At 50.7% G+C, this 16,925-nt stretch carries 17 protein-coding genes; 7 read left to right on the top strand and 10 right to left on the bottom strand.

Features of this window, described 5'->3' with window-relative positions; all coding sequences use genetic code 11:
• Positions 1–119: 119 nt before the first annotated feature.
• The 8 genes from PREDE_RS03275 to rsmG form a co-directional block, all read right to left on the bottom strand.
• Positions 120–1,637 (bottom strand): DUF4301 family protein, encoded by a 1,518-nt coding sequence (locus PREDE_RS03275; protein WP_005843346.1) that lies wholly within the window; start codon positions 1,635–1,637, stop codon positions 120–122.
• 123 nt (positions 1,638–1,760) lie between these two features.
• Positions 1,761–3,128: a tRNA lysidine(34) synthetase TilS gene (gene tilS / locus PREDE_RS03270; RefSeq protein ID WP_005843348.1), complete on the bottom strand. Its 1,368-nt coding sequence runs from the start codon at positions 3,126–3,128 to the stop codon at positions 1,761–1,763.
• A complete protein-coding gene (locus tag PREDE_RS03265; RefSeq protein WP_005843350.1) occupies positions 3,118–4,299 on the bottom strand; it encodes a class I SAM-dependent rRNA methyltransferase in 1,182 nt (393 codons plus the stop codon). The genes tilS and PREDE_RS03265 overlap by 11 nt, the downstream gene beginning before the upstream one ends.
• Complete coding sequence (locus PREDE_RS03260) at positions 4,292–5,107, bottom strand: 3'-5' exonuclease (RefSeq protein WP_005843353.1); 816 nt, start codon at positions 5,105–5,107, stop codon at positions 4,292–4,294. Before PREDE_RS03260 ends, PREDE_RS03265 begins: the two co-directional genes overlap by 8 nt.
• Positions 5,108–5,174: 67 nt before the next feature.
• Positions 5,175–6,704, bottom strand: a complete 1,530-nt coding sequence (locus PREDE_RS03255; protein ID WP_005843354.1) for an ATP-binding cassette domain-containing protein — start codon at positions 6,702–6,704, stop codon at positions 5,175–5,177.
• Between the two features lie 29 nt (positions 6,705–6,733).
• Positions 6,734–7,315 (bottom strand): crossover junction endodeoxyribonuclease RuvC, encoded by a 582-nt coding sequence (ruvC, locus tag PREDE_RS03250; protein ID WP_005843356.1) that lies wholly within the window; start codon positions 7,313–7,315, stop codon positions 6,734–6,736.
• A gap of 24 nt (positions 7,316–7,339) precedes the next feature.
• Complete coding sequence (locus PREDE_RS03245) at positions 7,340–7,987, bottom strand: MBL fold metallo-hydrolase (protein ID WP_005843358.1); 648 nt, start codon at positions 7,985–7,987, stop codon at positions 7,340–7,342.
• A 37-nt stretch (positions 7,988–8,024) separates the two neighbouring features.
• Complete coding sequence (rsmG, locus tag PREDE_RS03240) at positions 8,025–8,675, bottom strand: 16S rRNA (guanine(527)-N(7))-methyltransferase RsmG (RefSeq protein WP_005843360.1); 651 nt, start codon at positions 8,673–8,675, stop codon at positions 8,025–8,027.
• Between the two features lie 96 nt (positions 8,676–8,771).
• Between rsmG and PREDE_RS03235 the strand changes: the two genes are divergently transcribed.
• Together PREDE_RS03235 and PREDE_RS03230 are read left to right on the top strand one after the other, a co-directional pair.
• Complete coding sequence (locus tag PREDE_RS03235; RefSeq protein ID WP_005843362.1) at positions 8,772–9,419, top strand: HAD family hydrolase; 648 nt, start codon at positions 8,772–8,774, stop codon at positions 9,417–9,419.
• Positions 9,419–10,573 carry an MFS transporter gene (locus PREDE_RS03230; RefSeq protein WP_005843365.1) on the top strand — a complete coding sequence of 385 codons (1,155 nt, stop codon included), beginning with the start codon at positions 9,419–9,421 and terminating at the stop codon, positions 10,571–10,573. Before PREDE_RS03235 ends, PREDE_RS03230 begins: the two co-directional genes overlap by 1 nt.
• 6 nt (positions 10,574–10,579) lie before the next feature.
• On the opposite strand, the gene PREDE_RS14225 is transcribed toward PREDE_RS03230, so the two are convergent.
• Positions 10,580–10,723, bottom strand: coding sequence for a hypothetical protein (locus PREDE_RS14225; protein WP_244879149.1), 144 nt, complete (start codon positions 10,721–10,723; stop codon positions 10,580–10,582).
• On the opposite strand from PREDE_RS14225, the gene PREDE_RS03225 reads away from it, so the two are divergent.
• Both PREDE_RS03225 and cdd read left to right on the top strand, forming a co-directional pair.
• Entirely contained in the window at positions 10,713–12,032 is a 1,320-nt protein-coding gene (locus PREDE_RS03225; RefSeq protein ID WP_005843369.1) for a right-handed parallel beta-helix repeat-containing protein, read from the top strand. The two genes, PREDE_RS14225 and PREDE_RS03225, sit on opposite strands and share 11 nt — an antisense overlap.
• Before the next feature lie 6 nt (positions 12,033–12,038).
• Positions 12,039–12,518, top strand: a complete 480-nt coding sequence (gene cdd, locus PREDE_RS03220) for a cytidine deaminase (RefSeq protein WP_005843371.1) — start codon at positions 12,039–12,041, stop codon at positions 12,516–12,518.
• Between the two features lie 18 nt (positions 12,519–12,536).
• Here the strand turns inward: cdd and PREDE_RS03215 are convergent, their stop codons facing one another.
• Positions 12,537–14,168: a glycoside hydrolase family 10 protein gene (locus PREDE_RS03215; RefSeq protein WP_005843372.1), complete on the bottom strand. Its 1,632-nt coding sequence runs from the start codon at positions 14,166–14,168 to the stop codon at positions 12,537–12,539.
• 92 nt (positions 14,169–14,260) lie between these two features.
• On the opposite strand from PREDE_RS03215, the gene PREDE_RS03210 reads away from it, so the two are divergent.
• Genes PREDE_RS03210 through recR form a run of 3 tightly spaced genes read left to right on the top strand, consistent with a single transcriptional unit; the run spans position 14,261 to position 16,915 of the window.
• Positions 14,261–15,775, top strand: coding sequence for a carbon starvation CstA family protein (locus PREDE_RS03210; protein ID WP_005843374.1), 1,515 nt, complete (start codon positions 14,261–14,263; stop codon positions 15,773–15,775).
• 31 nt (positions 15,776–15,806) lie between these two features.
• Entirely contained in the window at positions 15,807–16,289 is a 483-nt protein-coding gene (locus PREDE_RS03205) for an outer membrane beta-barrel protein (RefSeq protein ID WP_005843376.1), read from the top strand.
• A gap of 20 nt (positions 16,290–16,309) precedes the next feature.
• Complete coding sequence (gene recR / locus PREDE_RS03200; RefSeq protein ID WP_005843377.1) at positions 16,310–16,915, top strand: recombination mediator RecR; 606 nt, start codon at positions 16,310–16,312, stop codon at positions 16,913–16,915.
• Positions 16,916–16,925: the final 10 nt, after the last annotated feature.

Raw genomic sequence — 16,925 nt, 5'->3', positions numbered from 1 at the left:
AGTTTATTGAAAATTAGCATGTGATGGGATTTGCCTTGCCCATCAACTGTAAGCACATGTCCCCGCCACTTCGGATAAAGCGACGGGGACATGCGCATATAGATTGTAAAAGCTGGTGGTTACTGATGCGTATCGCGTAACAAATCGTTAACGGTCTTGACAGGATTGAACGTGGTAAGGGGAACCTCCACAAAGATGGTATTCCAATCGCTCATGGCCCCGTTCCACAAGCCGGGCAGCTCCAATGCTTTCAGTTCGCGGCCGTTCTTGCTCTTTGAACTGATAAAGCCGGTAAGCTCATCCACATAGTCAGGCAAATGGAAATGCTCTCCTTGATAGTTCCTTACAGCACATACCAAGTCTACAGGATTGAAATGAGTGCCATGTGCAAACATTTCCATGTATTCATGATTAGTCTTGTCTATCTGGCTGCTCTCCAGAATCTGTGGACTCACACTGCCATCCGGATTGTATGCCATGAAAGGACCGCCGCCCGGTTCGCCCACATTCTTCACCACGCCACATACGCGCATGGGGCGATTTAACTTTTTACGCAGGTAGACTACGAGTTCTGCATCTTCCAGGTCCTTGAGCTCCACATGCCGGCAACACAGCTCGCGCTGGACAAAACGAATGATTTCTTCGAGCTTGGCATGGTTGTAGGCCCCACTGTCAAGCACGTGCAAATACTCAAACACCTGCTGTTGCAGCTGCACCAGCACCCCTGCAATGATTTGCTTCCACCTCACGGTGTCGCCTTTGATTCTGTCGGGCACCACGTTGTCGATGTTCTTCACGAAGATGATGTCGGCGTCTATGTCGTTAAGATTCTCTATCAACGCACCGTGGCCTCCCGGGCGGAACAGCAGCGTTCCGTCTTCATTGCGGAATGGTGTGTTGTCTGGATTGGCGGCAATGGTATCTGTACTCGGCTTCTGCTCGGAGAAAGAGATTTGATAATGAATGCCAAACTTCTTTTCGTACGCGCCCTGCTTCTCTGCGACCCGTTGCTTGAAGAGAGGCAGATGGTCGTGAGAAACCGTGAAGTGGACGCAGGCCTCGCCTTGGGATTCTGCATAGAGGGCTGTCTCCACCAGATGCTCCTCCATCGGCGTCCTCGCCCCATCTTCATATTGATGGAACAGGAGCATGCCTTTAGGCAACTGTCCATAATTGAGTCCCTCGGGGTTCAACATGTTGGCGACAACCGTCTTAAATTGGCTGGAAGCGATGAGCTGGTCTATCGTCTTGCCATTGTTGGCCACGCATTGGGCATCCAAGGCCTCGTAAAAAGCAAACTGATGAATGTCTTGGAAAAACTTTTTCTCAAAGTCGGTTGTCGGTGTATCATAATCGGAGCCAAGGAAAGCAAACATGTCCTTGAACATTCGGCTGGCAGCTCCAGAGGCTGGTACGAACTTGACCACCTTGTGTCCTTCGGCCTTGTAAGCCTCCCATGCTTTGACGGCATGCTGACGGGCTTGCTCGTCAGGGGCGACAACGCCTTTACCCACAGAGGCAGGGGCCTCTATCCGAAGAAAAGGAAAGCCAGTGGCAAACTGCTCCAACTGATGCTCAACCTGGGCCATGGTCATCCCACGCCCCTCAATCTGTTTTCTGTCTGCGTCTGTAAACATAGATGTTGAGATTAAATAGATGAATTGATGATTGACTCAACAAAAATAAAGAATATTTCGCAAACGGTGCCATACTGTGGCTTAAATTATGCGAAAAACAGCAGAATCTTTCAGATACGAGCCTCAACGGGAGATCATCAGGGCACGTTGAGACCGCCCTGGCACAATGGCGAAGCGATTGTCTATGCGCAGACCTACAACCCAGATGATGTTTCCCTGTGCGTCTGTCAGCACCAATTGATGACGCCGTGCCGGGAAAGGAATCTTCCTGTCCTTGAGAAAATCACAGACCAACTTGGTTCCTCGCATGCCGAAAGGGCTGAAACGGTCGCCCGTTTGCACCGTGCGCAACGTTAAAGGAAACCGTATTCGCGCCGCGTCTACGGCTGCAACGTCCGGCGATTTACGGATGATGAAATCTGGTGTTACGTCTTCCACGCAAAGCCGGAATCTGGTTTCACTCTCTCCCTTAGTGCCGGCGGGATAAACATAAACGCCTGTTTCGGGAATGACAAGCATGGGGGGCAGGGTCTCCCACGATTCCCTGTCCAGTATATAAAGTTGTCCTTGATGGATCAAAACAACCGTTGTTGCCGACTTCCACGTGCCATGCTCAAGTCCGTGACGAGCGATTTCATCGATCTGGGTTGAGTTAAACCCACGGCCGTGCAGCAAATGCCACAGCACATAGTGTGGGGCGGGGTAGGAGGCCAAACGCCTTAAATCATAGCCGTCACCGTCCAATCGAATCGCCTTGAGAACATCCGATACGGCATGATCTACGATGGCCGCCGCCTCTTGCAGGTGCTCGGACATGTGCAGGATATGCTCCCTGGCCGATGAGTTTATCTCTTCGAGCAAGGGAAGAACACGAAGACGTAACTTGTTGCGCTTCACGTTGTCTTCCAGATTTGTGCTGTCTGTCACATACGATTGGGAGAGCCCTGCAAGATAGTCGAGGATTTGCTGGCGTGACACCGATAGCAATGGCCGGACGACAGTTCCGTTACGCGGCTTCATTCCCTGTAACCCGGCAAGCCCGGTGCCTCGTAAAAGATGCAAGAGAATGGTCTCCACTTGGTCGTCGCTATGGTGGGCCACGCACACGGCATTGGCTTGAATGTCCTGTCGCAACTGCTTAAAGTAGCGATACCTCAAGTCGCGGGCAGCCATCTCGATGGACACTCCGTGTGCCTGGGCATAGACTTCTGTCTCGAAATGAATCCGGTGCAAACCTACATGTAGGCTTTCGCACAATGCCACGCAGAAAGCCTCGTCTCGATTGCTTTCCATTCCGCGAAGATGAAAATTGCAATGTGCGGCTTCCACACGATACCCCAATGCCAGGAGAACTCGCAGCAACGCAACGCTGTCCGCCCCGCCGGAGAGTGCAACGACGTAAAAACCGTCATGACGCAGCAAGTCATGACGGCGAATATAGCTTTCGATGGAATCGGAGAAAATCATCGTGAAACGATTTTTATTCCACATACAACACCAATCCTTTGAGATATTCTCCCTCTGGATGGTAGATGTTGATGGGATGGTCGGCAGGTTGGTGAAGCTGGTGCAGGATGCGGACCTTTCTTCCTGCCTGGGCAGCCGCGGTGAAGACAGCATTGCGGAAATTGTCTTTCGTCACCACTTGCGAACAACTGAAAGTAAAGAGAATGCCTCCGCGCTTAATCCGTTCCATTCCCTTAACATTCAAACGCGTATATCCTTTCAAAGCATTATGCAGGGCACCACGGTGCTTGGCAAATGCCGGCGGGTCGAGAACAATCAAGTCATACTTGTCGTTATTGGCATCAAGATACTTGAACGCATCGTCACAGAATGCCTCATGACGTCCGTCTCCGGGGAAATTCAAGCCAACATTACGATTGGTGAGCTCGATGGCCTTGGCACTGCTGTCCACGGAATTCACCAGTTGTGCCCCTCCACGCATGGCGTAAACCGAAAAGCCACCCGTGTAACAGAACATGTTGAGCACCCGTTTGTCTCGGGAATACGATTCCAGCAGCGCCCGGTTTTCCCTTTGGTCGATAAAGAAGCCGGTCTTCTGCCCCCGCAACCAGTCCACATGGAATCTGAGACCATTCTCCACTGCCGTGTTGTCGTCGGTGGAACCGAAGATAAAACCATCTTCTTGATTGAGCTGGGCTTTATAGGGAAGCGTTGTCTCACTCTTGTAATAGACATGCTGAATACGAGGGCCCATCACCTTGAGCAGGGCTTCGCAAATCTGCTTGCGGCACAGGTGCATGCCCACACTGTGGGCCTGCATCACGGCCGTAGTGCCGTAACAGTCGATTACCAGCCCCGGAAGCAGGTCGCCCTCGCCATGTACCAACCGATAAGTGTTGTTCTGCGGATTGTCTGCAATACCTATGCGCTGACGCATAAGCAAGGCGGAAGACAGGCGGCTTGTCCAAAAATCCTCATCAATCACGACATCGCGGAAAGAGAGCACCCGAACCGTAATACTGCCAATTTGGTAATGGCCGACGGCGATGAAATCGCCGTCGGCAGTGGATACTCTTACAATTTCACCTTCTTCGATGCCCTCGTCTGCTCGCAAAATAGCTCCGGAGAACACCCAAGGGTGAAAACGCAATAAAGATTCTTCCTTTCCTCGTTTTAGATAAATGCTTTTATACATGAGTATCCTTGTTTTCTTGGTTTGATAATTCTGCTTTCTTCCTTGCAGTCTTTTTGTTTGTTTTTGCAGCCGAATTGACTTTCTTCCGACTTTTTACCCTTGGCTTTCGCGCTGTTTTCTTGGATTGATGAACCTCCGCCTTATCCTTGCCTGTTGCTCTTGCCCTTGCCTTGGGCGTAGCAGGCTCCGGCTCTGGTACGACAACGAGTTCGTAATCATGCGTTTTCTCAAGCCTGACGATCTCCTCATACAGATGGATACATGCCCAGGCGTCAATGGCTGCATACTGCTTCTGCCTTTCATCGAGTATGGGAGCCTCCCAGTTGGACAATCGTTGCCGCTTGGATATTTTCCGCCCAAAGAAGTTGGCATAGAGTTTCTGCAAGCTCAGATCTTCGATTCCCATCTGTGGCACCATGTCTTGAAGGTCTATGAACAAGCCTGGTGCAAAAGGTTCTTTTGCCTGAAGCCCTCTTAGGTCATCATGCCATGACAGGCCCACTTTCTTGACACTGGTGTCTTCCAGCAAGCGTTTGATGGCGGGGGTGATACCCGTAAGATTGAGTCTGAAGAGGAAACAGGTGGTACGATTAGACACCTGCAACAAGCCCACTTGATGTTGTTCTCCACGATGAAAGGCAGGTTTTGTTTCCGTATCTACACCAAGAATATCGCTCGAAAGCAGATAGTTCACAGCCTTTTCCGTCTCTCCGGGAGAGATGATGGAGATGATGCGTCCGGGAAAAGAGACTTGTGGCAATGCGGTAATCTCTTTCTTGTCAAACTTGCTATATAGCGTTTTCTTCATGATTCTCTCATGTTGTTGAGCTGCAAAAGTATAAAAAAAGCCTGAAATAGACGTGAAAAGGCAGAAATTAATGTCTTGCGAGTTGGATACGATGATCTATGCACGCCGGCAAATCACTTTCGTCGTGGGAGACCATGACCAGAGTCTTGTTGTGCCGATGGCAGAATGTCTCTATAATGTCCTTGACCAATCGGCGATTTCTGTTGTCAAGGCCGTGCAGGGGTTCGTCAAGTATCAGAAGCTCCGGGTCCTTTACAAATGCCCGCGCTAGGAGTACCAGTCGCTGCTCGCCACTCGACAATTTAAGGAACGTCTGATTTTCCAAGCCACTTAGCCCAAAGACCTCCATCCAAAATCGACACGCCGCATATTCTTTTTCATCCGGCTTGACATAAAGTCCTATACTGTCTTTGAGCCCACTGGCTATTATACGAATGGCGGGCAAATCCCGTCGATAGGCCCGGTGCATCTCCGGCGACACATAGCCTATATGCCGTTTGATGTCCCAGATGCTTTCTCCCGACCCCCTTTTTTGACCAAACAAGGTGATGTCACAGGCATAGCTCTGTGGATTGTCTGCACAAACGAGGCTTAGAAGCGTGGATTTTCCTGCACCGTTCGGTCCGCTTAAAGCCCAGTGCTCTCCATTACGGACGGTCCACGAAAGGGCATTCAAAATGGTACGGTTGCCATAGCGAATAGAGACATTGTGCATATTTACCACTTCTTCACAGTGATATTCCCCGGCCTTATAGGGAAGATTTAGAATCTTCTTCTCCTCTTCTTGGCCAAGCACATGCTCAGGAACTTCCGGTTGTGTGTTCAAGTATTCTTCAAGTGTCATCTTTGGGCCGACCACCTTGCCTTTTACTTCCACAACGTGGGTGATGAAAAAGGGAATGTCGTCGCTTTTGGGAAGAACCAGCATCATCTGCAGAGACTGTTCCTTGACAATAGTAGCCAACAGCATGCGAAGCTGTTCGCGGGTTTTGGCATCCAGTCCGATAAACGGATTGTCTATAATGAGTACCCGTGGGAGGGAGAGCAAGGCTTCTATGAGTTTTAGTTTCCGAAGTTCGCCACTCGACAACAGGATTATGTATTTATCCAGCAAGGTTTTCATTTGAAACAGCTCATACAGGCGACGCTGCAACGCACGACGGGCAGTTGTGTCATCGCCTGCCCGCAAATAGGATTCCTCCAGTCTTGAACTCACCGTTGGTGTCGATTCGTCTATTTCCATTTGATTCCATCGTTGCTGGAGAAAGAAAGTGCGGTCGTTGTCACCGCCATAGGCATCGCGAAACTCGATATACTTGATATTGTCCGACACCAAAGGCTGCAGACTCGGAGAGAAATCATACATGGGCCCGGTTCCGAGAAGTGGATGACGCCCGGTAATAATGTCTACCAACATGGATTTTCCGCCTCCATTGGGCCCGACAATGGCAATTTGTTCCCCTTCACAACTTTCAAAATCAACGGGGGAAGTCATTCTCCATGCCGGCATCGTACAGATACCCTTGGTAATCTTAACCAAGGATTGTCCCGAATTCACCTTTTGCGAAGAATCAGAATAACATTCGTTCATCATCATATCATGATTTTGGAATCTTAAGAATAGGCTCACCCTTTCACCCTACTTGGGTTCTTGCCTACAAAGTCTTTCCAACTTCCATAATGGCGAGCCCCCGTATCAGGCGTGGACAACTGCAGAAAATGGCAATAGGCTGCCCCAAGTGCGTCGGTTGCATCCATGAACTTGGGCATGTCGCCCTCTTGAATGTGCAGCAGTCGCTGTAGCATGCCGGCCACCTGCTCCTTGGAAGCCTGTCCTTGGCCCGTGATTGCCATCTTGATTTTTAAAGGGGCATATTCGTGAATGGGGATGTCACGATGGATGGCTGCCGCTATGGCGACCCCCTGTGCACGTCCCAGCTTGAGCATGGACTGAACGTTTTTTCCAAAAAAAGGAGCTTCAATTGCCACTTCGTCTGGCAAATATTCATCAATAATGCCCGTAACCCGTTCAAATATACGCCCCAATTTCAGATAGGGATCTTCGATTCTCCGAAGGTCAATAACCCCCATTGCCACCAAGTCTGCCTTGTTGCCGTGCACATGGATCACCCCATATCCCATAACGTTGGTACCAGGATCGATGCCAAGGATATACGAATCGTGGGTGAGGCCGTTAGATATGGACATACGATTGCAATTGTCAGGTGCAGACTAACGGTCAAGATAAGGATTCCCGGCCAGCTCTGTCCCAATCGTTGTTTCTTCTCCATGGCCTGGGTATATCCGTGTCTCATCCGGCAACTGACAAACCATGCGCAGACTTTGTATCAGCATGAACATGGAGCCTCCGGGGAAATCAGTACGTCCAATGCTATAATGAAACAAGGTGTCACCAGAAAAAGCGACATTCTCCTCCGCACAATAGACAAACACACTCCCCGGAGTATGGCCCGGAGTCTCCAGAAGTGTAAACTGATGGGAACCAAAACAAATCACATCATCCGCGGCCAGGAATTTGCCTACAGGTGAAAAATCATCATCGGACATCATGATTCCACATAATGACGAGGCCTGCTCTGGCAGACTTTTCATCAGCTCTTCATCCGACCGGTGCACCTCGGGCTTCAGCCCCCAGCTTTCCCAAACAAACCGATTGCCCAAATTATGGTCAATGTGCCCATGTGTAGCGACCAAATGCCGCAGGACGATGCCTTTCTCTGAAATGTATTTTTTTATAGCCTTTCGCTCACTTTCATAGAATGCCCCGCAGTCAATGATGATTCCTTCATGAGTTTCATCACTAACCACGTAACAATTCTCTTGAATCATGTTGCATGCAAAGCACTTGATTTCCAACATCTTTCTTTAATAAATTATTCGTTCACTTAGGATTAAACTACTTAATAGGAAGATAAATCACGCTTTTCCCTTTGAACCATTCATCATCAAAATAATCAGAGATAGGGGTCACTTCTGCTACCTTGGCAAAGGGTTTCAACTCTTCTTGCAGGTCTCCTCCTTTGAGCACCAAGAGTCCATTGGGTAGTGCATTGCGCTGTTCTCGGGCCATATTCTTCCTCACTATCTTGGATAACTCCATCAATGGCATCACGGCACGGGACACTACAAAATCAAATCTGCCCTTCTCCTCTTCGCCTCGTCGATGTACCGGCTCCACGTTGTGCAGGTCGATTGCCCCCGCTACTTCTGCCGCCACCCGGACTTTCTTCCCCGTTCCGTCAATTAACCGAAACTTGCATTCTGGAAACAGGATGGCTAAGGGGATTCCAGGGAACCCGCCCCCCGTGCCAAAATCCAGAATCTGGGAACCCGCCTTGAAACGGATTACTTTAGCTATTGAAAGTGAATGAAGCACGTGGTGGATATACAAATTATCAATATCTTTCCGTGAAATGACGTTAATCTTGCTGTTCCAGTCGCGATAGAGTGCGTCCAAAGCTGCAAACTGCTCTATCTGTACTTCCGTCAGATTAGGGAAATACCGGAGTATGTCTTTGACAATATCTTTATTCATGTTGTGTATCATGGAGACCAATCCCTTTCTTTCCTATAAGGAATTCTTTGGGATACTCTGCAAAGTTACGACTTAATTTCGTAACTTTGTCACCAAATTCTTGAAATAATGATTAAAGCAGCTTTATTCGACCTTGACGGAGTGGTATTCGATACCGAAACACAATACACCCAGTTCTGGGGCTCCCTGTTCCGTCTTTATTTTCCCAACCAGGATGGATTGGAGCAAAAAATCAAGGGCATGACTCTGGTTCAGCTTTACGAGCAATACTTCCCCGACCAGAAAGAAGAGCAAAAACTTATCACGCAGCGTCTTAATGACTTTGAGCAAAAGATGAGCTACAACTATATTCCCGGGTTTGAATCCTTTATTCAGTCCTTGGGCGAGGCCGGTGTCAAGCGTGCCGTGGTGACGAGCAGCAACCGTGAGAAGATGGAAAATGTCTACCGCAAGCATCCTGAATTCAAACACTACTTTGAAGCTATCCTTACCAGCGAAGACTTTGAGCGCAGCAAGCCTGATCCCTGCTGCTACCTTAAGGCTGCATCTGTTTTTGAAGTAGCTCCCAAGGAGTGCGCCGGCTTTGAAGACAGTTTGAATGGGTTGCGTGCCGTTCGTGCCGCCCGGATGTTGACCGTCGGGCTGTCCACCACCAATCCCCACGAACTCATTGTCCCGTTGGCAGATACTGTCGTTGCCGATTTCACTCACCTTTCCCTGTCCCAAATCAACGTCTGGCACGACAACACGAAGTAATGGATACTCAAAATACTCCCATACACTTCCGTCTGTGGCATAAGAATTTCCTGCATATTGCTTTAGCAAATCTTTTGCTTACAATGTCAGTGTACATGCTTCTGCCTGTCCTGCCAGTTCACTTGCTGCATCATGGCTACCCCAAACTCTTCGTGGCGCTGTGCTTTGTAGCTTATGCTGTCGGGATCTATTTGCCTGGTGGCTTCCTGTCCGGTCTTATCCAGCGTCACCGGCGCAGCCGTGTTTGCATCGTGGCCATCCTGGCCCAGACGGCCATTCTGGGGTATTATTACCTCATGGGCAGCCATTATCATCTGCTCACTCTTTTGGCAGGCATGGGGGTGGGCTGCTGCTACGGGCTTGCCCAAATGACCATGACAAGCACATTGGTCATTGACACCTGCGAGTCTTTCCTGCGAACAGAGGCCAATCATGCCTCTTCCTGGTTCGGGCGGCTGGCTCTTTCCGTCGGCCCTTTTCTTGGCTTTTGGATTTATACTCACCTCGGCTTCAAGGAAATGATTCTCGTATCCTCCGTCTGCTCTTTGCTCTCGGTACTACTGGTCATGAGCATCAAGTTCCCTTTTAAGGCACCTGAGGATTTTAGACATTGGTTCAGCCTCGACCGTTTCTTTCTGGTTCACGGTACGCCACTCTATTTAAACTTGATTCTTATCACGCTCACCATGGGGCTCATTATCTCCACACAACTCTCCAACTATTTCTTTATGGTGATGATTGCAGGATTCCTCGTTGCCATTCTGGCTGAGAAATACGTCTTTGCCAATGCTGAACTCAAGAGCGAAACTACAGTAGGAAGTCTTCTCATAGGGTTTGCCATCCTGCTGTTGCTCCTGCGCCATGAGAATGCCTCTCAAGCGCTGGCTGCCATGTTTTCTGGCTTCGGCATCGGTATTATTGGGTCACGCTTTCTGCTTTTCTTCATCAAACTGGCTTGCCATTGTGAACGGGGCACCTCGCAGAGCACCTTCTTCCTGGGATGGGAGACGGGGCTGGCACTTGGGTTGGCACTGGGCTATCTCTTGGGCAACTCCGATTGGGTTCTGTTAGCGGCACTTGCGGTCTTGGGTATCGCATTCCTTCTCTACAATTTTGCCATCCATCCTTGGTATATGCAAAATAAAAGCCGGTAGTTTTCGTTAGTTTACCATGAAATCAATATTGGCGATTCCTATGGTGTTTGCCGCCATCTCCTTGGCGAGTTCCTGTGCAGACGATGACACGTTCTCCACTTCGTCGTCACATATTCTCACTTTCTCCACAGACACGGTCATGATGGACACCGTTTTTTCCAATGTTCCTTCGGCTGCCAAATCCTTTTGGGTCTACAACAAATCCGGCGACGGGCTCCGTGCCATCCGTGTTCGATTGGAAAACGGGAGCCGTTCGGGCTATCGCGTCAATGTCGACGGCGAGTATTTAGGAGCCGCAACAGATTATTCCATTTCTGATATTGAGGTGAGAAACAAAGACAGCATCCGCGTCTTTGTTGAACTCACGTCGCCCTCCAATCACGCTGTCTCTCCCCAGCAGAGCTTGGACAATCTCGTTTTCACATTAGAGAGTGGGGTAGAGCAAAAGGTTCAACTCAACGCTTGGTCTTGGGATGCTACGCTTTTGCGCAACGTGCACATCACCAAGGACTCGACTCTGAACAGTTCCACTCGTCCTGTCGTTATCTATGGCGGAATTCAGATAGACAGTGCAGCTACGCTCACTCTTGCTGCCGGGACCACGCTCTATTTTCATGGCGATGCTGGGCTGGACGTGCGTGGTTGTCTGAAGAGCGAGGGAACAGCCAGCCAGCCCGTGACACTCAAAGGCGACCGACTTGACCGAATGTTTGACTATCTGCCTTACGACTTTGTTCCAGGACAATGGAAAGGCATCCACTTCTATCCGTCCTCCTACAACAACACTCTTGCCTATACTGACATTCACGGGACCTACGACGGTATCCTCATCGATTCCTCGGCTGTCGACAAGCCGAAGCTCTCTCTTGCCAATTCCACCATCCATAATTGTCAAGGCTACGGTCTTCGCGCCATCAACAGTCAGTTGACAATAGAGAACACCCAAATCAGCAATACACTTAACGACTGCATGCGGATTGATGGCGGCAGCGTCATGATGAGCCAATGCACCTTGGCGCAGTTCTATCCTTTCGACTCTAATCGGGGAGCCGCCTTTCGTTTCACGTCGCAACACCCGCTGGTCAACCTATCCATACAGAACAGTCTCATTACAGGTTATGCTGACGATGTACTGATGGCCCATCTGCAAGATACTACCCGAGTGGCCAACTACGCTTTCTCCGACTGCATCATCCGCACCCCACGCATAGTGACGAAAGACAGCCTTCACTTCACCCGCGTGGTCTACGAGGACATCAAGGACACCACAACCTGCGGTGTCAAACATTTCAAACGGATAGATACCAAGCTCCTGCGTTACGACTTTCATCTTGATAGCGTGTCATCGGCTATCGACAAGGCCAATCCAGCCACAACGTTGCCAATCGACCACGACGGGGACGAACGTGATACACGTCCGGACATAGGCGCTTACGAATATAGACCGAACAAAACTTAAACCAATATGAAGAAAGTCAATCTGAATATTCATATGGAGTTCTGCACGCTGGATGAGCTCTCCGAAGAAGAAAAGACGTTGGTGCTGCGTGCTGCCGAAGCCACAAGGAATTCCTATGCCAAATACAGTCATTTCTATGTAGGGGCTGCGCTTCTACTGGCCAATGGGCAAATCATCATTGGTGCCAATCAAGAGAATGCAGCTTTTCCCTCGGGCTTGTGTGCAGAGCGTACAGCCATTTTTGCAGCCCAAGCCAACTATCCTGACCAGCCTGTCAGAATGCTGGCCATAGCTGCCAGCGACGACCGTGGGCTGCGCCAAGAGCCTGTAAGCCCCTGTGGAGCCTGCCGTCAAGTCATTTTGGAGATAGAAGACCGCTATCAGCAGCCCGTCGAGATTCTGCTCTATGGCGAGTCAGGTGTCTATCGTATTCAAAGCATCAAGGATTTGCTGCCGCTCTCTTTCGTAGATGCTAACATGCACTAAATGCACTCGCCAGGCCTGTCAGCCTTGCTTTCGCCTAATCATGAAGAAGCCCAGCCGATGGGCTACTCCTTTGGCTCCCAATGATTTCAACACATAGCATCCCTCGGGAACCAGAGAAACATCCAAGAATCGCCCTTGATAAGGGCGTGTACAGACCATGCAACCTTGCAGCGACTCTATCAGCAGCAAGTCTGCATCAAGCATGCTGCCCTTGGCAGGGAGCCGAAGTTGGCGACCATCGCAGGGCAGCAACAAGCGAGAGGAAGGCACGGCAGCTTCTTCTTTGACACTTTGCAAAGCCTTGCTCTCACAGCCATAGCGATTCATTCCTGTCACTGCAAAATACCTGTTCTCCGTAGGAACCGTCAGCCTGTCGCCTTGTTGCCTCATGGCAATCAGGTTTGCAGCATCTTTCGTATCCACCGGCCACGTCCGGCTACTATATATATTATAATAAGGTGTGGTTCCTTGCCACCTCAGTCCATTCTGTCCTACGGTCAGCATGGTTGGTGTAGCAGGAAGTTCCCGGCTTTGCCACGTCATGGGCGGAACCAAAGCCAGATACGAGTCAAAGTGCCCGGCATAGTCGTAAATGCCTTGCACATTGTCCGTCAAAAAGCGGCCACGAAAGTAGGCATGCCCCATCCCGTACATCCGCAGCACCTCCATCTGCCGCTTCACGTCATCCAGTTTCCAGTTTCCCTCCTTGGGATCCAAAAAGTAAATGCCCAGCCCCGGTGCCACCATCCTGCCTTCGCTCTGCTCTGCCCAGTCAATGGCAAAAGGGAAAAATTGGTTTTCCCGGAAATACATCATCGGAAAGAGAGCATCCATCAGCCCCTCGCGCAACCAACCCTGTGCGTCCTGACACACCTTGCTGTACGCATTCCAGCCATGACTCCAATACCGACTCAAATCATCAAACTTGCCAATAGGCGAACAGCTCATCTTTACCCAAGGCTTCAATGCTTTCACCCTGTCGTGAATCGCCCGGACTATAGTTGTGATGTTGTGTCGTCCCTGATCTCCCGAAACGCGCAGCTTCCAGGTCTCCGGGTAACGAATATAGTCCAGATGAACACCATCCACGTCATAGTTGCGCACAATTTCCTCACACATGTCTGCCAGATAAGTTGCCGTCTTGGCGTTTTCTGGGTTCATGTATCCGTCCGTTCCGATTCGCCTGATGAGGCCCGGGTACCGTTTGCGGAGCGACTGGCACCCCAGCTTCTCCCATCTGCCCACAGGAATGGTCACCATCCAGGCATGGAGTTCCATGCCCCGCCGATGACACTCGTCCACGGCAAACTTCAGGGCATCATAACCCGGCGATTTCCCGGGGAAGCCGCTCAGGCAGCCATCCCAAGGCTCCATGGCCGACGGATAAATCACGGTTCCCCGTATGCGCGTTTGCAGCAATACGGTATTGATGCCTACTTTCTGATAATCGTCCAGGAGACGACGCAACTCTTTCTGCTGTTTCTCAATGCTTCGTGAACTCTGCGCATAGCTGTGCGGCCAGTCCAGACCGCCAATCGTGGTCACCCATACGGCTCGCATCTCGTATTTGGGAGAGCTTTCGTATGCGCGTGCGTCGGAAACAAAAAACAGGAGAAGAATAGATATAGTGGCAAAAAATCGTGTTTGCATTTCGATATTATTTGGCACAAAGGTAGTGATTATTTTTCGTTATTTCAAAAATTACCATTACTTTTGCAAGAGTTATAAACCGAACGAAAGAGATGATTTCTTTTACTATTTCCCTCCTGGCCCTGATTGTAGGGTACTTGCTCTACGGAAAGTTTGTAGAACATGTCTTCGGCCCCGACAACCGGCCCACGCCTGCCATAGCGCATGCAGACGGTGTGGATTACATGGCAATGCCTAATTGGAAAGTCTTCATGATTCAGTTCCTCAACATTGCAGGTACCGGTCCCATCTTTGGCGCCATTATGGGAGCATGGTACGGTCCCAAAGCCTACTTGTGGATTGTGTTGGGCTGCATCTTTGCCGGGGCCGTGCACGACTATCTTTCAGGCATGTTGAGCGTGCGCCACGACGGAGCCGGACTGCCGCAGCTCGTAGGTGATTACCTTGGCAAAACGGCTAAGCGCGGCATGCTGGTTTTCTCCGTTTTTCTGCTGATGATGGTGGGAGTAGTCTTCGTTTACAGTCCGGCCCTCCTGCTCAAGGACCTGGGTGGAACCACCATGGGCTGGGTGAGTGCTATTTTTGTCTATTACATTCTGGCCACCATGCTGCCCATTGATAAGATTATTGGCAAGTTCTATCCCATTTTTGCCTTTGCCTTGCTCTTCATGGCCGTGGCCCTTATGGTATGCCTATTCATTAAAGTGCCCGACCTTCCTGAGCTCTGGAGCAATCTTGGCGAGAGCAATCGCAATGTCCCGGCCGCTCTTCTGGGCACCACTGCCTACATGGCCGAGAATCCTCTTTTCCCCTGCCTCTTCCTTACCATTGCCTGTGGGGCCATCAGCGGCTTCCATGCCACGCAGAGCCCGTTGATGGCCCGGTGCATCAACAGCGAGCGGCATGGCCGTCCCATTTTCTATGGAGCCATGATTACCGAGGGCATGGTAGCCTTGATTTGGGCTACGGTTTCCATGTATTTCTTCTATTATGGAGGCTGGCGCGAGTGTGTAGACGCACAGGCCGTCAATGAATTTCTGGGCCAATATCAAAACGGTGAGGGCAAGACACTGATACAGTTCTTCACGGCCCCCAACGTGGTCGAGAAAGTCTGCACCGGTTGGCTGGGCTTCTTCGGCGGCATTCTGGCCGTCTTCGGTGTAGTGGCAGCCCCCATCACCAGTGGCGACACAGCTTTCCGCAGTGCCCGCCTGATTATTGCCGAAGCCCTTCATCTGGAACAGCGGAGCATCGCCAAGCGCTTCTACATTGCCGTCCCGATGTTTCTGCTGGCCATAGCCCTGCTTGTATGGCAGATGGAGAACCCCAATGGGTTCAACACCATCTGGCAGTGGTTCGGCTGGTCCAACCAAACATTGGCCGTCTTCACCCTTTGGACCCTCACCGTTTATCTGGTTCGGCAGCACAAGCCTTATTTCATTACCTTTGTCCCTGCCGTTTTCATGACGGTGGTCTGCTTCACTTTCCTGCTCATTTCGCCCATGGCACTGGGACTCAACACCACGATAGGCTATGTGGGTTCGGCCGTCGCACTCGTCATTGCCTGTGCATGGTTTGCCGTGTGGCACCGCAAGCAGCAGCAATAATACAGATTCCAACAACACCAATAAAAAGAACATGAAGAGATTTTTTACGGCCCTTGTGGCCATGACGATGGCCGTCTGTGCCCACGCGCAATTTGAAGAGGGCAAGATGTATGCCGGAGCATCCCTTTCGGGATTCGACTTGAGTTACAACGGTTCCAAGGAATTGAGCCTGGGCATTCAGGCCAAGGCCGGCTATATGGCTGCCGACAACCTGATGGTTCTGGGCGAAGCCGGCTTTCAACACGAGGGCAAGGGAGCTGCCAATGCTTTTCAAGCCGGTGTGGGCGGACGCTATTACATCACCCAAAACGGCATCTTTCTGGGGGCCAACTGCAAGTTTGTCCATGCCAGCCACAACTACAACGACCTCATGCCGGGCGTAGAAGTGGGCTATGCTTTCTTCATCAGCCACACGGTAACCATTGAGCCCTCCATCTATTACCAGCAAAGTTTCAAGAAACACTCCGACTACTCCACCATCGGACTGAAACTCGGTTTCGGCATCTACCTCTAACTGCAAGACTGCCACCGGCGATGGAACAATATCCCTCCGCTTTACTCGAAAAGGCTGTCGAAGAGTTCAGCCGCTTTCCGGGCATAGGGCGCAAGACCTCCTTGCGCCTTGTGCTCCATCTGTTGCGCCAGCCCGTGGAGCGTGCCGAGGCCTTTGCCGATGCCGTGCAGCGGGTGCGGAAAGACATTAAGTATTGTCGGGTGTGCCATAACATCAGTGATACTGATGTGTGCCCCATCTGCTCGGATGCCCGACGCGACGCCACCACCGTGTGTGTGGTGGAGAACGTGCAGGATGTCATGGCCGTGGAGAACACACAACAGTACGACGGACTTTACCATGTGCTGGGTGGAGTCATCTCGCCTATGGACGGTATTGGTCCCGGCGACCTGCAAATCGACTCCCTCGTCAAGCGGGTGGCGCAGGGAGAAATCAAGGAGGTGGTGTTGGCTCTCAGCTCTACCATGGAGGGCGACACCACCAATTTCTACATCTCCCGCCAGCTCAAGCCCTATCCCGTCAAGCTGACTGTCATTGCCCGCGGCATTTCGGTGGGCAACGAACTTGAATATACCGACGAAGTGACACTGGGCCGTTCCATTCTGAACCGCATCCCATTGTCCTAATTCCTCCATC

Source organism: Prevotella dentalis DSM 3688, assembly GCF_000242335.1.
Classification (GTDB): Bacteria; Bacteroidota; Bacteroidia; order Bacteroidales; family Bacteroidaceae; genus Prevotella; species Prevotella seregens.
This window is presented reverse-complemented; position numbering and strand designations above follow the sequence as displayed.

Bases quoted from the DNA above. Each gene is read 5' to 3' on its own strand.
- tilS (WP_005843348.1), bottom strand. From the start codon at position 3,128: ATGTGGAATAAAAATCGTTTCACGATGATTTTCTCCGATTCCATCGAA.
- PREDE_RS03235 (WP_005843362.1), top strand. From the start codon at position 8,772: ATGATTAAAGCAGCTTTATTCGACCTTGACGGAGTGGTATTCGATACC.
- cdd (WP_005843371.1), top strand. From the start codon at position 12,039: ATGAAGAAAGTCAATCTGAATATTCATATGGAGTTCTGCACGCTGGAT.
- PREDE_RS03275 (WP_005843346.1), bottom strand. From the start codon at position 1,637: ATGTTTACAGACGCAGACAGAAAACAGATTGAGGGGCGTGGGATGACC.
- ruvC (WP_005843356.1), bottom strand. From the start codon at position 7,315: ATGTCCATATCTAACGGCCTCACCCACGATTCGTATATCCTTGGCATC.
- PREDE_RS03255 (WP_005843354.1), bottom strand. From the start codon at position 6,704: ATGATGATGAACGAATGTTATTCTGATTCTTCGCAAAAGGTGAATTCG.
- recR (WP_005843377.1), top strand. From the start codon at position 16,310: ATGGAACAATATCCCTCCGCTTTACTCGAAAAGGCTGTCGAAGAGTTC.
- PREDE_RS03210 (WP_005843374.1), top strand. From the start codon at position 14,261: ATGATTTCTTTTACTATTTCCCTCCTGGCCCTGATTGTAGGGTACTTG.
- PREDE_RS03225 (WP_005843369.1), top strand. From the start codon at position 10,713: ATGATGGACACCGTTTTTTCCAATGTTCCTTCGGCTGCCAAATCCTTT.
- rsmG (WP_005843360.1), bottom strand. From the start codon at position 8,675: ATGATACACAACATGAATAAAGATATTGTCAAAGACATACTCCGGTAT.
- PREDE_RS03245 (WP_005843358.1), bottom strand. From the start codon at position 7,987: ATGTTGGAAATCAAGTGCTTTGCATGCAACATGATTCAAGAGAATTGT.
- PREDE_RS03260 (WP_005843353.1), bottom strand. From the start codon at position 5,107: ATGAAGAAAACGCTATATAGCAAGTTTGACAAGAAAGAGATTACCGCA.
- PREDE_RS03230 (WP_005843365.1), top strand. From the start codon at position 9,419: ATGGATACTCAAAATACTCCCATACACTTCCGTCTGTGGCATAAGAAT.
- PREDE_RS03205 (WP_005843376.1), top strand. From the start codon at position 15,807: ATGAAGAGATTTTTTACGGCCCTTGTGGCCATGACGATGGCCGTCTGT.
- PREDE_RS03215 (WP_005843372.1), bottom strand. From the start codon at position 14,168: ATGCAAACACGATTTTTTGCCACTATATCTATTCTTCTCCTGTTTTTT.
- PREDE_RS03265 (WP_005843350.1), bottom strand. From the start codon at position 4,299: ATGTATAAAAGCATTTATCTAAAACGAGGAAAGGAAGAATCTTTATTG.